The sequence below is a fragment of the Sphingobacteriaceae bacterium genome, assembly GCA_002319075.1.
GTDB lineage: Bacteria > Bacteroidota > Bacteroidia > B-17B0 > Aurantibacillaceae > Aurantibacillus.
In genome coordinates, this window is record NVQB01000001.1 from 4,679,939 (window position 1) to 4,695,254 (window position 15,316).

General features: G+C 39.1%; 13 protein-coding genes. 6 read left to right on the forward strand and 7 right to left on the reverse strand.

From position 1 onward, the window contains the following. Positions 1 to 54: 54 nt before the first annotated feature. A complete protein-coding gene (locus CNR22_20270; protein ID PBQ34014.1) occupies positions 55 to 1,197 on the reverse strand; it encodes a glycosyl transferase family 1 in 1,143 nt (380 codons plus the stop codon). A gap of 427 nt (positions 1,198 to 1,624) precedes the next feature. On the opposite strand from CNR22_20270, the gene CNR22_20275 reads away from it, so the two are divergent. The 5 genes from CNR22_20275 to CNR22_20295 all read left to right on the forward strand — a co-directional run bounded on the left by CNR22_20275 (position 1,625) and on the right by CNR22_20295 (position 9,501). Next, on the forward strand, positions 1,625 to 3,256 hold the full coding sequence (locus tag CNR22_20275) for a peptidase M1 (protein PBQ34015.1): 1,632 nt from the start codon (positions 1,625 to 1,627) through the stop codon (positions 3,254 to 3,256). 154 nt (positions 3,257 to 3,410) lie between these two features. Further along, positions 3,411 to 4,553, forward strand: a complete 1,143-nt coding sequence (locus CNR22_20280) for a hypothetical protein (GenBank protein PBQ34016.1) — start codon at positions 3,411 to 3,413, stop codon at positions 4,551 to 4,553. Between the two features lie 76 nt (positions 4,554 to 4,629). Next, a complete protein-coding gene (locus tag CNR22_20285) occupies positions 4,630 to 5,760 on the forward strand; it encodes a hypothetical protein (GenBank protein PBQ34017.1) in 1,131 nt (376 codons plus the stop codon). After that, positions 5,744 to 7,090, forward strand: a complete 1,347-nt coding sequence (locus CNR22_20290) for an HTTM domain-containing protein (protein ID PBQ34018.1) — start codon at positions 5,744 to 5,746, stop codon at positions 7,088 to 7,090. Before CNR22_20285 ends, CNR22_20290 begins: the two co-directional genes overlap by 17 nt. Beyond that, the gene (locus tag CNR22_20295) at positions 7,090 to 9,501 is read left to right on the forward strand and encodes a hypothetical protein (protein ID PBQ34019.1); all 2,412 of its coding nucleotides are present in this window, start codon (positions 7,090 to 7,092) and stop codon (positions 9,499 to 9,501) included. The genes CNR22_20290 and CNR22_20295 overlap by 1 nt, the downstream gene beginning before the upstream one ends. Positions 9,502 to 9,671: 170 nt before the next feature. On the opposite strand, the gene CNR22_20300 is transcribed toward CNR22_20295, so the two are convergent. From CNR22_20300 to CNR22_20310, 3 genes are all read right to left on the reverse strand, one after another. Further along, positions 9,672 to 10,895 carry a hypothetical protein gene (locus CNR22_20300; protein PBQ34020.1) on the reverse strand — a complete coding sequence of 408 codons (1,224 nt, stop codon included), beginning with the start codon at positions 10,893 to 10,895 and terminating at the stop codon, positions 9,672 to 9,674. Between the two features lie 102 nt (positions 10,896 to 10,997). Next, a complete protein-coding gene (locus CNR22_20305) occupies positions 10,998 to 11,435 on the reverse strand; it encodes a Rieske (2Fe-2S) iron-sulfur domain-containing protein (protein PBQ34021.1) in 438 nt (145 codons plus the stop codon). A gap of 1 nt (position 11,436) precedes the next feature. Beyond that, positions 11,437 to 12,633 carry a thiol oxidoreductase gene (locus CNR22_20310; GenBank protein ID PBQ34022.1) on the reverse strand — a complete coding sequence of 399 codons (1,197 nt, stop codon included), beginning with the start codon at positions 12,631 to 12,633 and terminating at the stop codon, positions 11,437 to 11,439. Between the two features lie 66 nt (positions 12,634 to 12,699). Here CNR22_20310 and CNR22_20315 point away from each other — a divergent pair, with 66 nt between their 5' ends. Beyond that, positions 12,700 to 13,356 carry an iron-dependent repressor gene (locus CNR22_20315; protein PBQ34023.1) on the forward strand — a complete coding sequence of 219 codons (657 nt, stop codon included), beginning with the start codon at positions 12,700 to 12,702 and terminating at the stop codon, positions 13,354 to 13,356. 85 nt (positions 13,357 to 13,441) lie between these two features. Here the strand turns inward: CNR22_20315 and CNR22_20320 are convergent, their stop codons facing one another. Genes CNR22_20320 through CNR22_20330 form a run of 3 tightly spaced genes read right to left on the reverse strand, consistent with a single transcriptional unit; the run spans position 13,442 to position 15,285 of the window. Continuing rightward, on the reverse strand, positions 13,442 to 14,803 hold the full coding sequence (locus CNR22_20320) for a DUF885 domain-containing protein (protein PBQ34962.1): 1,362 nt from the start codon (positions 14,801 to 14,803) through the stop codon (positions 13,442 to 13,444). Positions 14,804 to 14,828: 25 nt separating this feature from the next. Continuing rightward, positions 14,829 to 15,020 (reverse strand): hypothetical protein, encoded by a 192-nt coding sequence (locus CNR22_20325; GenBank protein ID PBQ34024.1) that lies wholly within the window; start codon positions 15,018 to 15,020, stop codon positions 14,829 to 14,831. 4 nt (positions 15,021 to 15,024) lie between these two features. Then, positions 15,025 to 15,285, reverse strand: coding sequence for a hypothetical protein (locus tag CNR22_20330; protein PBQ34025.1), 261 nt, complete (start codon positions 15,283 to 15,285; stop codon positions 15,025 to 15,027). Between the last annotated feature and the right edge of the window lie 31 nt (positions 15,286 to 15,316).

Genomic DNA, 15,316 nt, shown 5'->3' on the forward strand with positions numbered 1-15,316 from the left:
ATCGGCCAATAAGCTCAATGAAATTAGGCCATATTATTTTGGCATCAATGCTAGTTAAGCGCCTACCTCTTCTTGTAAATGTGAAGGATGTTTTTCATTCAGGCGAAGCATTTTATCATACACCGCTGTCATCTGTTCAATACAAGTTTTAAAATCATAGTTATCTAAAACATGTTGTCTGCCGAATTTTCCGAGACTCTTTCTCAACTCAGGTGATTCAATTAATTGCATAATGGCCTTTGCCAGTTGTTGCGCATTTTCTTTTTCTACCACAATTCCAATATCGCTCACAACTTCTTTTAGTCCGGGAGAATTTGAAACAATAACAGGTTTTCCGCAGGCCATGCCCTCTATTACCGATACGCCAAAGCTCTCGTTTACAGTGCTCACATTTAAAAGAATGTCGAGCAGGTTGTGATAAGTCGCTATGTGTGTATAGGAGATTTTTCCTGTGAAGACAAAAGTTTCCTGCAGATTTTTAGAAGCAATCATTTTTTTATAGTAACTAGAACGTTTGCCGGCACCAATCAGGTAAACCCTTAAACTAGTATCCGGCATACATTTTTTTACCAGATCAACAGCTTCTACAATAGTTTTAATACCATACATATCTTCCATGGCCTTTATAGTGCCTAAGCGAATAACATCTCTGTTCTCCTCAGGCTTTTCGCGCATCGGATAAAATACTTTAGTATCCACACCAAAGGGAATAACGTCAACCTCTTTAGAACTGTACTTCCAAAGTTCTCCCTTCATGACATAACTCGTAGATAAAATTTTATCGGCACGCTTAAGGTTAAATTTTAAGATGGCTTTATGAAAAAAAGATTTTTGAGGAAATTCATATATATCAGATCCCCAGGCTGAAATAATGAAAGGGCTAAATCCGCACAAGCTTCCCAATAAGCCGTAGCTGCTGGCGTAATGCGCATGTACAAGGTCTGGTAAAAAACTTTTAATGCAGGAGTGGAGATAAGTAATATTAAATACGTACGATAACTTTTGAATAAAGCTGCCTGTTATTTCCTGTGGACCATCGTATAATACCTCAATATTTTGATAGGGGATGTACCACTGCGTTAGTGATTTGTTTAAACTGAAGATACCGATGTGGTAGCCTTTTTTTGCCAGGCCTATGGCCCATTTTTCTGTATGTGATGAAGAAATGTCGGCAAGTAATAGAACGCGAGGAGCCATAATAATGTTTTATAAAACCGGAAAAAAAGTATGCGATTTCTAACTTAATGCCACACACCTAAATAGAAACAATGCATCTTCTTCGCCGGTTATTTTTTTAGAATGAATTCTAAGGTTTGACTTTACAATTCAACGAAAGTTTAATCTTAAAGAACTTTACTTTTAGAAAACCGGAATAAAAGAGTATGGAAAAAAACCTTTTGCAAGGCGAAATAACTCTTTCATCCCGGTCGTATCTAAACCTGCATAAAGGTAAAACAGGCATCAACTGATTTAAAACGCAATATAAGTTCAAGCTTTTTTTACCGATGATTGCCCCTAATTAGTCTTTGGATTTTTTTAATACCCGTAAAAAGTCAAACTTTTTATATTTGTATAACGAATCAACCAACGACTTTACTTCGTTTTAATTGTACTTTTAGCAACAATGAATTCACGAATTATTTCCTTTCCTGTTTTAACGCTGCTGTTGATGATTTCAACGGTAATAAAGACTCAAACTTACACACACGCAGACACTTTAAAAGGAACGGTCTCGGCTGAGCGCGCCTGGTGGGACGTTCTGCATTATGATCTGGATGTTACTTTTAATAATGCAGATAGTAGTTTGAAAGGAGTTAATAAAATAACTTATAAAGTTTTAGGAACGAATGCAAAATTGCAACTTGATCTTATGACGCCCATGATTCTTGATAGTGTTCTTCTGGATTCTAAAAAGTGCAGTGTTGAACGGGATGGTAACGCGCATTTTATTTATATCGGTGAAATACAAAAGAAGAATGACCTTAAAACCATTGTCGCTTACTTTCATGGTAAGCCCCGCGTAGCTAAACTTCCCCCCTGGGAAGGCGGTGTTATCTGGTCACGTGATCTAAAAGGAAATCCATGGATCTCGATCGCCTGTCAGGGAATGGCTGCGCAGGTTTGGTTTCCTAACAAAGACCATATGTATGATGAAGTAGATAGTGCTTCCGTTCATATTACTGCTCCCCAGGGTTTGGTAGCGGTTGCCAACGGCCGGTTAAAATCTTCAAAAGTCAACGCTGACCAATCAGAAACGTATTTCTGGAAAGTTGTAAATCCTATCAATAATTATAACATCATTCCTTACATCGGCAAATACACCAACTTTACGGATACCATTCGTGGTGAGAAAGGATTACTGGATCTTTCCTATTGGGTGCTTGAAGGAAACGAAGCCAGGGCAAAAAAACAATTTCAACAAGCTAAAACCATGTTGCATTGTTTTGAATACTGGTTTGGACCTTACCCTTTTTACGAAGACAGTTATAAGTTGGTAGAAGCGCCTTTTCTTGGCATGGAACACCAAAGTGATATAGCTTATGGAAATGATTTTATGAATGGTTACAAAGGACGGGACCTTTCGCTTACCGGATGGGGCTTTAAATGGGATTTTATCATTGTGCACGAATCGGGGCACGAATGGTTCGGAAATAGCATCACTGCTAAAGACGTGGCAGATAACTGGATTCATGAAAGCTTTACGGCTTACGCTGAAAATTTATACACCGAATATTTGTATGGGAAAAAAGCAGGGGCAGAATATGTGATCGGCACACGCAAAGCAATAGCAAATGATAAACCCATCATAAGCGACTATAATGTAAACGCTGGAGGCTCTATAGATCTATATTACAAAGGGGCAAATATGTTGCATGCTATGCGACAGATCGTAAACAACGATTCTTTATGGCGTGAAATGTTACGCGACTTAAACAGAACATTCTGGCATCAGACAGTAAGTACCAAGCAGATAGAAATTTATATGGCCGCTTATTTGCGACTTGATCTTCAAAAAATATTCGATCAGTATTTAAGAACCACAAAGGTGCCTGAACTCGAATACAAAGTCGTAAAAGACAAATTGCTGTACCGCTGGACCAATTGCGTAAAAGGATTTAACATGCCTTTAAAAGTTAGCGCTTCACAAAAAGAATTTGTGTTAAAGCCTACCGATAAATGGCAGTCTGTTTCTTTTGATGATACTTTCCTTAACGCGGATGTAAATTTTTATGTCACTACAAAAAGACTGGAGTAGTGGATCTTTGCAAGTTGATGTCCTTTGATAAAAGCTCGTTCTTAACAATTTGGTAACCTGTTTTTTGGAGTACTACCACATTTCGGGTATTGTTTATAATTGATCTAAATAAGATCTTTGCTGCGGAAAACAATCTAAACCAAATCGAATAAAAATGAAAAGAATTAACCCTGTCCTTTTAGCGGCTCTTTCCACTTTCGTGGTATTTACAAACTGTAAAAAAGACGAGAAAGATCCTGAACCTGAACCAGTTGTTGAAACTCCGGCTAGCTATACTGTGCCTGTAACTTATGACTTCGGGGCAAACATGAGCCTTACAAGTTCGAACCAGCGTGTGGCTATGTTCAGAGAACTTATTACTTATGTAAGATCTACTCATACTGCCACTGCAAATGTTACTCTCTCAGAGCAAAAAATGATAAATATGTTTTCCAATACAGGAAACCCTTTTGCTGATGCTGGAAATTTAGGGTTAAATGCGAGTGGAATTTCATTGAAAGAAAAAACCAACAATATCTACGGGGCTGCACAGGAATTAGAAGCGATTTTTAAAGAAGCTGCGACCGTTAGTCAAACAACCGTTAGTGGAACAAATGGAACTGCCGGTAAAGTACTAGGCCCTGTGCCAACCACTACAGGAGCTGTTCAGGCTGCTTATTTAATGAGTTCGAAAGGTTTTGAATACAAAGAACTTGTTGAAAAAGGCGGAATGGGTGCTTTAATGTATTCTGAAGCAATGACACTTCTTAAAAATATTGGCAGCTATGATAACACAACCGTGATTGCCGGTAAGGGTACTGCTATGGAACATGCATGGGACGAGGCTTTTGGTTATTTCTCAGTTCCGGTTAGTTTTCCAACTACTACTACAGGTGTTGCTTATTGGGGAAGTTACTGTAATTCTGTAAACGGTGTTCTTGGTACCAACGCAACTATCATGAATGCCTGGTTAAAAGGTCGCGCTGCTATCAGTAACAAAGACGTGGCCGGTCGTGATGCGGCGCGTGACATTGTTGTAGCTACCTGGGAAAAAGTGGGTGCGGCACGTTTTATCACTTACATGAAACAAGCGAAAACAAATTTTGCAAACGACGGTGCACGCAATCATTCTTTATCTGAAGGTGTTGGTTTTATCCGCGCATTCAAATACAATCCGGCTAAAACTATATCTGATGGAGACATTAACCTTTTAATGGGATACATCGGAAGCAATTTATACGAAGTAACGGAAACTAACATCCAGCTTTCAATTGATAAGATGGCTGCGGTATTTAACCTTGATGCTACTAAACTTTAATACATAGTTACTTACACAAAAACAGATCTGGTTTTTTCCGGATCTGTTTTTGTATTTTATTACAAAACACCGCAACATGATTTTTACTAAAAATAAGCTTATAAAATCCTTCACCGGCGTACTTTTACTGGCTTCCCTTACGCTTATTGTTTGTTGCAAAAAGAAAGATTCAAAGAAAGAAGAAACGCCTGCAGACGAAACGTTTGATAAACAGGCTCTGCTAACCAACCTGGCAGACAATCTTATTTTACCGGCATATAATGAATTTAAGACAGCATTAGATAGCGTTACACAAACATTCGAAACGTTTAAAGTTTCCGGGTCCAAATCTGATTTTTTAAGCGTAAGACAAAAATTTGCTATCGCCTATTTAAAATATCAGCGCATCAGTATCTTCGGCTTTGGTCCGGGTGAGGATGCCGGTGTAAGAACAAATTTTAATATTTTTCCCTGCGACACAACTAAAATAAAAGCAAATATCAGCTCTGGAACCTATAACCTTTCTTCGGCTACAAACTTTGCCTGCAAAGGCTTACCGGCGCTTGATTACCTTTTTTACGACCTTAATAGATCGGATGATGTGATTGTTCAATCCTTCACTGATGCAAAACGCAAAGCTTATGTTAGTGATGTTATTGGTGAAATGTCGGCGAAGCTGGCTACCGTTATTACAACCTGGAATTCAACCTACCGCACAACATTTGTAAATTCTTTGAGTACAGATGTAGGAAGTTCTTTGGGCTATGTAATCAACCAAATTAATTATGAACTTGATTATTTAAAGAATTCAAAAATAGCAACACCTTTGGGTTTGAGAAGTGCCGGAACTCCCTTACCAGCCAATAGTGAAGCATATTATGGCCAACAATCCATGCAGTATGCTTTAGAAACTTTAAACATGATGGAAAATGTTTACCTTGGCAGAAGTTTAAAAAATGCAGACGGCTTGGGCTTTGACGACTACCTCGATCATTTGGGAGTAATGCATGTGGATGTTTCATTGAATACGGCTATAAAAAGCCAGTTTGGAGTGGCACGCGCAAAATTTACTGCGGTTGGAAATCCTCTTTCAGAAAAAGTTTTGACAACTCCAACTGTTGTAAATGAAGCCTATACGGAATTAGTGAAATTATTAGTGTTATTAAAAACAGATATGCCGTCCAGTCTTGGAGTGGTTATTACATATCAGGATGGAGACGGCGATTAAACGCCTTTTAAAATATTTAAGTTTCCCCGTAAACATTGCCCCGCTGGTTATCTTCAGGATTGCCTTCGGGGCATTGATGTTTATTTCTATCAGCCGTTTTATCTATAAAGGCTGGGTTTATTCCATGTATATTCAACCGAAACTATTTTTCCCCTATTATGGTTTCGAATGGGTAAAGCCTTTTTCGGCAATGGGCATGTACCTTGTTTTTGCACTTTTGTTGTTGTGTAGTCTGGGAATTATTTTGGGTGCCTTGTATCGTGTTTGCATCCTGACATTTTTCGTTTTGTTTACCTATGTGGAGCTCATCGACAAAACAAACTATCTCAACCATTATTATTTTGTGAGTATCGTCTCTTTTCTTTTGATTTTTTGTCCTGCCTCAGATAATTTTTCGCTGGATACAAAAATTTTCAGAAAGGAAGAGCATTTCACTATTCCACGATTTTACATTTTTATGCTTCAGTTGCAGATGTTTTTGGTTTATTTTTTTGCAGGTGTTGCAAAACTAAATGCCGATTGGTTGTTTGATGCAAAACCTCTCAGTATATGGCTTCCGGCGTTTTCTCATTTTCCGGTTATTGGAGGGTTTATGGAAGAAAAATGGCTGGCCTATGTTTTTTGTTGGTTTGGCTGCACTTATGATCTTCTTATAGGGTTTTTGTTATTCAATCGCAGAACTGTTAACGCCGCCTACCTGGCTGTACTTATTTTTCACCTGGCAACTGCTTTGTTTTTTAATATTGGCATGTTTCCTTACATCATGATCACCATCACCAGTATTTTCTTTAAAGAAGAATTTCATATAAAATTACTTCACGGTTTAAAAAAACTGACGTCTTATAAAACACACCTCGCCGAAAAATTTGAATCGAATCCTTTAAAGAAATGGATTCCAGCATTTTTTCTACTGTATTTTGTTTTCCAATTTGTTATGCCTTTTCGTTATCTGCTTTATCCAGGCAAGTTATTCTGGACCGAACAAGGGTATCGTTTTTCGTGGCGTGTAATGTTGATGGAAAAAGCAGGCAGCGCTTTTTTTTATGTAAAAGATACAGCAACAGGACGGCAAACCATTATCGATAATAAAGAGTATCTCACGTTTATGCAGGAAAAAATGATGGCGACACAACCTGATATGATGGTAGATTATGCGAAATTTTTGAAAAAGGAATACCAGGCCAAAGGTTTTACCAATGCCAGTGTTTATGCGCAAAGCTATGTTACCATGAATGGGTCAGGATCGCGCGAATTTATTGATCCTACAATTGATCTTTCGGCGCAAAGCAATTCTATTTTTGTTTCTAAAACCTGGGTTAAGAGTTACTAGTGAAAGCGTTTTATCTGCAAATATTTATTTTTCTGAATCTGACTTTTTTTTCGCAGACTAAAGTTACTGTGAGCGGCTCCATACAGAATTCTCAATCGGGTTCTTTTGTTAAGTCTGCAATTATTTCCCTCGATAATGTTACGGTAAGCGCCGATTCCAACGGCTACTTTAAACTGGAGGCAATGCCGAATGCTTTATCACATCTAAAAATAAAACACGCTGGATTTAAGGCGTATTCCATCTACATAAATTTTAAGAAAGATACTGCGCTCAGTATTTTTATGGAACCTGATCTTATTTCATTAGAAGAAATAACCATCCAGGCTGAAAAAGATAACAGTTTCGGTATATCGCGTTTAAACAATGTAGAAGGCACAACAATTTACGCCGGAAAAAAATCAGAAGCCATTTATGTTCAGGATTTAAACGCAAATCTTGCATCTAATAATAGTCGCCAGATTTTTTCAAAAATTCCGGGCATAAATGTTTTCGAAAACGATGGTTCGGGAGCAACCATAGGAATAGGAGGAAGGGGACTCGATCCTAACAGGATCTCCAATTTTAATGTTCGCCAGAATGGGTATGATATTTCTGCTGACGCGCTGGGCTATCCCGAAAGTTATTACACGCCGCCAACCGAGGCTATCGAACGCATCGAGATCTTAAGAGGCGCCGCGGCTTTACAATTTGGAACGCAATTTGGCGGCATGATCAATTATAAATTTGCTGAAGCGCCTGCCGATAAAAAAATAGCGGGTAACTTTAGACAGACAGGCGGCTCTTATGGTTTTGTTAACTCTTTTAACCAGCTATATGGTACAGTCAAAAAACTTTCTTACAATGTGTTTTACCAGTATAAGCATTATGATGGATGGAGAGCCAGGTCAGAGCTCAATAGTCACACTGCTTTTGGAAGTTTAAAATACCAATTCACTGAGAGGTTTGCAGTAAAAGCGGAATATACCAAATTAAATTACCTTGCCCAGCAACCGGGAGGACTTACCGATAAACAATTTGAGTCAGATAATTCTTTGGTGACCCGCTATAGGAACTGGTTTAAAGTCAACTGGAATTTAGTTTCAGTAAGCGCAGATTATAAATTGAACGATAGAACGCGCATTGATCTAAGAACGTTTGGATTGTATGCCGGAAGAGATGCTTTAGGAGTGTTGGGTCGCGCCAACCGCCAGGACGATACCAGTGCGAATAGGAATTTATTAAGTGACGTTTACAAAAATTATGGTGCAGAGTTTCGTTTTTTACACCGTTACACATGGTTGAAGAATAACAGTCATTTCTTAATTGGGGCCAGGTACTATCATGGGCAAACGGTGAGGCGGCAAGGCGATGCAGATAAAAGCAATAAAGCCTCTTTCACATTTTTACATCCAGACAATCTTGAAAATTCTTCCTACACTTTTCCGTCGCGCAACTACGCTGTGTTTATTGAAAATATCCTTCAACTTACAAAAAAATGGATGATCACTCCGGGCTTACGTTACGAATACATCAATACTGCCTCTCAGGGATATTACCGTCTTATTAATAAAGATCTTGCAGGAAATAATCTGCTGGATCAAAAAATAGAAGACACTCGTAAAAGTGAGCGTCATTTCTTATTGGCCGGCATGGGCACACAGTTCAAACTTAATAAAGCAATTGAGTGTTATGCCAACTTTAGTCAGAATTACCGCGCCATAAACTTTAACGATATGCGGGTTGAAAATCCCAATTTTCAGGTAGACCCAAATATCAAAGATGAGAAAGGATTTACAATAGACGGAGGATTTCGAGGTATTATAAAAGATGTTTTATATTTTGATGCCAGCGTTTTTTATTTAGGATACAATAAAAGAATTGGTACTACCTTGATTGTAAATCCGCAGACCTTTCAACTTATCCGCTATCGCACAAACATTGGCAGGAGTCGTACACAGGGGGTTGAAGCTTTTGCTGAACTGGATTGGATAAAACTCATTACGAAAAAATCAGCTCACAAATTTTCGACCTTCGTAAATTTCTCAGTCATTGATGCAAAGTATATCAGCAACGAAAAAGCATACGATGGCAAAATCGTAGAATTTGTACCTAAAACTATTTTGAGAACAGGATTTACTTATGCTTATAAAAAGTTCGGAATGACTTGTCAATATTCACATACGGGCGATCAGTTTTCAGAAGCAACGAATTCCACCAGCGACAGAGACGGGGGAATTTATGGAATAATTCCAGCTTACAGTATCGTCGATCTTTCTGCAAATTACACGTATAAAAAAGTGGGTATCATAGCCGGAATTAATAATATGGCCAACTCCAAGTATTTTACACGAAGAGCAGAAGGGTATCCCGGACCCGGTATCATTCCTGCCGATCCCATCAATTTTTATGTGACTTTGAGGGTTAAGTTTTAGGTGTGCGCGAAAACTGACGCAGATTTCACAGATGCTTTTAACTTCCTGCAAGCGAATTGATTTATCTGATTTTTATGCGCACAGATCTGTGTTATCGGCTTTAATCTGCGTCAAACTTTAAGCATACAGATTCTTGCGATCAACGAATCTGATAGTTATAGAATCTGCAACTAAAAGTACGTCGAGAAGCCAAACTGTATCCCCGACGTCCTGGCCGCTGGATTCCCAAGCAGGTCCGTTTGCCAATGATAGCGATAGTTTACACGAATTACCGTTTGTTGTGAGGGACGAAAACTGAGTCCCGGTACTACGGCAAAAATATGATCAGAAATAGTTCCATTTGTTTCTTTAAAAGTCCCGACGTTGTAATCTGTATACTCTAAACGCGCTGCAACATTGACTGTACTGTTTTCCCAGCCAAATAATTTTCGTTTTATAAGAGGTTGCACAATGTCTAAAAAACCTCCTTGTTGTTGACTGCCGTATTGCTGACTATACGTGCCCGGAACATCTACCAGCACCCAGCACCATTCACCGGTTATATAAGTTTTAATTCGCGGAATGACAGAATTAAAATCAATCGCAAATGCATCGACCCTTCTCCTTTTATCCAGCACTAACCCATCGTCTTCAAATTTATTGTAGATGCCTCCCATCCAGGATAAGCCGATTTCTCCAACCTTTCGGTGTCTGAATGCCGTTTTAGCTGTAATCAAAGGCACACCATTAAAACTTTCTTCAAACCTATCCCGATTCGGTTTGCTGGCCGCTAAATGAGTTCTGTTCTGTGCATTAGAAATTATTTTATCATCAAAACCATTGCTTGCATAAAATTCGTAAGCCCAAACAAAATTATTGTGTGCGTATTTTCCAAACAAACCAAAACCTGCTGTGCTCCAGGTGGCTGGAAGAATAGTGGTAGCCGACAAAGGACGGCTCACAAATTCCCATTTCGGCCCATCGTGATTTTGATTAAAGGCACCAATAGGATTCATAACAATACCGCCACGTAAATTAAGCAGAGGGTGTAATTCAATATCCATCGATGCAAACTCAATAGAAATTTCTTTCCCACCTTCTTCAAATTCGATCTCCGATAAAAACTTGATCCGTTTTTTTATACTAGAGGCGACAAACAAAGTCATGCGCGGCACCTGGAACGATAGTCCGTCTGTTACCCCGTCTGTAATAAAATAGCTGCTATTGGCTTCTAAATACCCTCCAAGCGAAACCGGTAGTTTTCCGGCTTGCAGAAAAGGACGGTTATAAACTGCATCCATATTCAACTTCATTTTAGAAGTATCTGCCGGAACTCGTTTAAACAAAGCACTGTCGCTTTGCGTAAAATTCTTTGTGAAAGACAATATTAAAATTAAAAGTAGTGTTGTTTTCATTGTTGTTTCGTGTTTTTGTTCCTTCATGAATCTCTTCAGTCTCTCCGGTCCTGATTCCCTTCAGTCCTGGCTCCCTTCAGTCCCCTTAGTCTTGTCTCTGCTCTAACTCAAATGCACATAAATCTTCAATTCATCACTCGTCACCTTAAATGCATGCAGCTTCTCTTCAGCCGGACCTTGAATAACTTCCCCTTTGTTGTTAAACTCACTGCCATGAGCTGAGCAGGTCATGATGTCGCCATTTAGGTTCAACTCACTGCTTTGATGCGTGCAGCGTAAGAGCAGGGCAGAATACTCCGTATCTGAAAAACGGTAAACGACAATCGGAAAATCTGAATGCTCAGGTTTAGTGACAATGCTTCTGCGGAATTTTTTTTTCTCTTTGTGAATGACTTCAAATTCGCTCTTGTTAATTTGCAATTGGTTATTGGAAGTCACACTTTGAACTTGTTTTGCCGGCTTGCAATGTTGTAATAATGACATTGCTGTAACACCAAGACAAGCAGTCCCGCAGGTTTTTATAAATTCTTTCCGGTTCATATTAAAGACTTTCTAAAAATTGAATGAGATTATTTTTATCTGTAACCGAGAGGCTCTGATAATTCAGTTTACTTTTTTCTCCTTCACCGCCATGCATTAAAATGGCTGACTCAATAGAGGTAGCTCTGCCGTCATGCATTAAATAGTAATTGCCACCCTGCGAATTTTTTGATAAACCTAAACCCCAAAGCGCTGGTGTCCGCCATTCGGCCGTTGTTGCTGAGCCTTCGGTATATCCATCGTCCAGACCAGGTCCCATATCGTGCAACAATAAATCTGTATAAGGATAAAATGTTTTGTTAGCTAACACTGCGATTTTATAATCTCCGGTTTTTAGTTGTGCTTTATGGCACGTTTCGCAGCCCAGTGACGTAAATACTTGCCGGCCACTTTCTACTTTCGCAGGCTGACGCTGGATAGGTGCTTTTAGTGTTCTTAAATAAAAGACCACACTATGAATGGCAGCGTTACTTATCTCAGGATCTACTTCTGAATGCGAATAAGTGTCTATAGGTTCAAAAGAGGAATTAATCCCCATGTCCTGGTTGTAGGCATTCGCCGTTTGTTGCAGCAGATCGTAAGCGGCTCCTTTTCTTCCGAAGCGACCAATGTGTTTTCCATTGCGCTCGATGCTTTGCGCACGGTAATCACAATAAGAGGGTGTATGAACCCAATTTGCTACACCAGATATGCCATCTCCATCGGCATCATAAGGATCTGCCATGGCTAGAATATCTGCATCACTAACCGCATCCAGATATCCAAGGCCTGTATTGGCAGGAGGTAACAGTTTGGAGCTTCTTGCGCCCAGTGGGAGTACTTCAGGGTTATATCCTGGGATCGCGCGGTTCTGCAATTGTGGACCGCCAAAATCTAAATACTGATTGCCGGTGCTATCGTATTGACCAAAGCGTATTAAAGAAGTAAAAGGGTGTCCCTTACCATCACCGGCATGGCAACTACCGCAGGAGTTGGCCACGAAGATCGGACCCAGCCCGTTTTCTTTAGTGAAAATGTCATTATTGAATGCACGATCTCCTTTTAAGAATTGTTCTTTCTCCTGTCCGCTTAATCCTTCCACCGGACCATCCAGCAGCTCTTCTTCCGCTGCGGCTTTTGGTCCTGTTTTTTTACAGGCCAGTAAACTAAGACACGCCATCACGATACAAACTATGTATTTTCTTTTTATCATTTTCATTACTTAAAGGTCTATTTTAATTTATGAATAAGAATTATTAAATTTGGTAGACCTAATATTTTTTTTATGCGGAACGAAACCATTGAGAATTACTTAAAAACGATCTACCATTTGTCGCAGGATAATAAAGCTGCGGTAGGGAATTTTCAACTTGCTAAAAAACTAAATATTAAACCTTCGTCGGTTACTGAGTCTCTTCGTAAATTACATGAGCTTAATTATGTGATCTATGAAAAATCTTATGGAACACGTCTCACAGCGCAAGGTTCAAGACTGGCTTTAAATATTATACGCCGTCATCGTATCTGGGAAACTTACCTGGCAAAAGAACTAGGATTTGGCTGGGACGAAGTGCATGAAATAGCAGAAGCTTTAGAACATGTTCAAAACGATAAGCTCATTCGGAAGCTTTCTGAAATATTAGGTAACCCTAATTATGATCCGCACGGAGATCCGATTCCTGATGAAAAAGGAAAAATCATCAAAAGTAATTTCCTAAGTCTGACCGAAGTAAAAGGAAAATCGGAGTACCGTATCATGGGTGTTTCAGATCACTCACCTGCTTTTTTAAAATACCTCGACAAAAATAAACTGGTTATCGGCGCACGCATAAGCATTAAATCTATAGAAGAGTTTGATAATTCTATGATTATTTTATGCGATAACAAACAACTCATCATCACACCTAAGGTGGCAGAAAATATTATTGTGGAGGAGGTTTAGGAGTTGGGGTAAATAGTTGGGAGCCTGCATGCAATTTCCTTTCCCTTACCCTCGCTGGTTATAAATGCAATTAGAACGTATTGAACTAGTTAATATTCTTACCATCCATCATCATCAACTCCCTAATATATTTCACCGGGGCACTTCCATAACTTAAAAATTTCTCATGAAAAACTTTGAGATCAAATTTATCTTTTTGTTTTGCTTTTAAGTCTTCGCGTAATTCATAAATTTCTTTAAAGCCGGTGAAGTAGGAGCAGAGCTGTACCTGGCTCAGGGTTACGCGTCTCCATTTTCCCTCCGCTTCGGCCTTTTGTTGAAAGGCTTCTTTGGTCAAGAGGTCGAGAGCTTCCTGTTTCTCCATGTTTTTGGCATGCACTGAATAATCTAAAATGGTATTGCAGGTACTTCTTAAATTCCATTTATAATACATGAGCCACATTTCGGCACTAGCCGTCTCTGCTCCGTTATCAGCACCATAGCCATTTTCCAGCATCATACGTTCTGTGTAAACAGCCCAGCCTTCTACCATAGCACCGTTACCAAGTAGTGCTTTGATGATACTTGGTGATTGGTTCGAATAAATAAGTTGCGTATAATGTCCGGGAATGGCTTCGTGTATGTTTAAGATCTGTAAAATGTAATGGTTGTATTCACGTAAATAACTTTCCGATTTTTCCTTGCTCCAGCCATTCATGCTGCCTACGTTGTAATAAGTGTTTCCGTTTTTATCATAGGGACCCGGAGAAGAAATCGAAGCGCCTGCCAGTCCAGCCATATAAGCCGGTTCTTTGCGCACTACTAAAGGTTTTGAGGGGTCTAAATAAAGGAGTTTCTTTTTGTTGACGAAGGCCACAAGTTCCGGAATTTGATGTTCGATGGCCGACTGAAAGGAATCAGGTTGCACATGTTTTACAGATAGCACCTCAATCATTGACTTAATGGCGTCTAATTTGTTTTCAGGAATAGGTGTGTCTTTTAAATATTTTGGCCAGAGTTCCTGGGTCAAAGCAAACATTTTTTCATGCAGCTCTTTTTTATGGGCCAGGGCCTTTTCAAAGATCTGATCAGCGCTATAGCCAGACTGAATATCAAACTCAAACTTTTTAGCATAGAGCTCCTTTCCTAAACGAAAACTTCTTGGATTTTTATTTTTGTAAGTCTTTAAAAATACTGCGTAGTCTTTAACAGCTGCGGCACAGTTCTTAGAGCGGGTTTTTAGTTTTTCTTTTTCGTCAGCACTTCGTTTCGATTTTTTTAAAACCTCTTCCAGGTCCGCCTCAAAAGTGGACACTCCGCCAAGATTTTGACTGATCGCCAATTCGGTATGTTCTAAGGTAGGACTTTTGATATTTTTCTTCGCGGCTTCATAGTACCCTGGAACTGCGGCCATTCTCAAATAAAAATTATCGAGCCGTGTATCAAGACTATCGTAAGTGTTGTTCATCAACTCTGCAAAACTTCCGCAGACATTATAAGTAGAAGGATCCAAGTCTTTTAAATTCGGCCGTCTTGTATTGCATTATTTCTTTATCGGTAAAATCAGGGTTTTTGTTTGTTTCTAATTCTGGGAATCTTCTCAAAAAATCGGAAATTTTCTCCATTTCACTTAGAAGAGCACGTATACTCCTTTCTTGAAATTGGATTTCCAGTTCTCTTGTCATGGCCTTAATAGTTTACTCTTTCAGCCCAAACAATGTTGTTAATATCAACCTTCTCTTCCAAAGAGTTTTGTTTTTGCTTGTTCCCGTTTTCTTCAGCTCGTTTCCACTCAATCATATTAAATGTTGGAATAAAGCGATAAACGGTTCTAGATTCACCATCCTCATGATGCGTCGGGTCATAAAGCACTCCAGATAGTTCCTTTCCATTTTTAAGTTTAAAAACGATGTGCTTGTTATGATATGGAAAAAAATCTACCTCATTCATTTCTTGAAAATTAAATAAAAAATATGAGTAT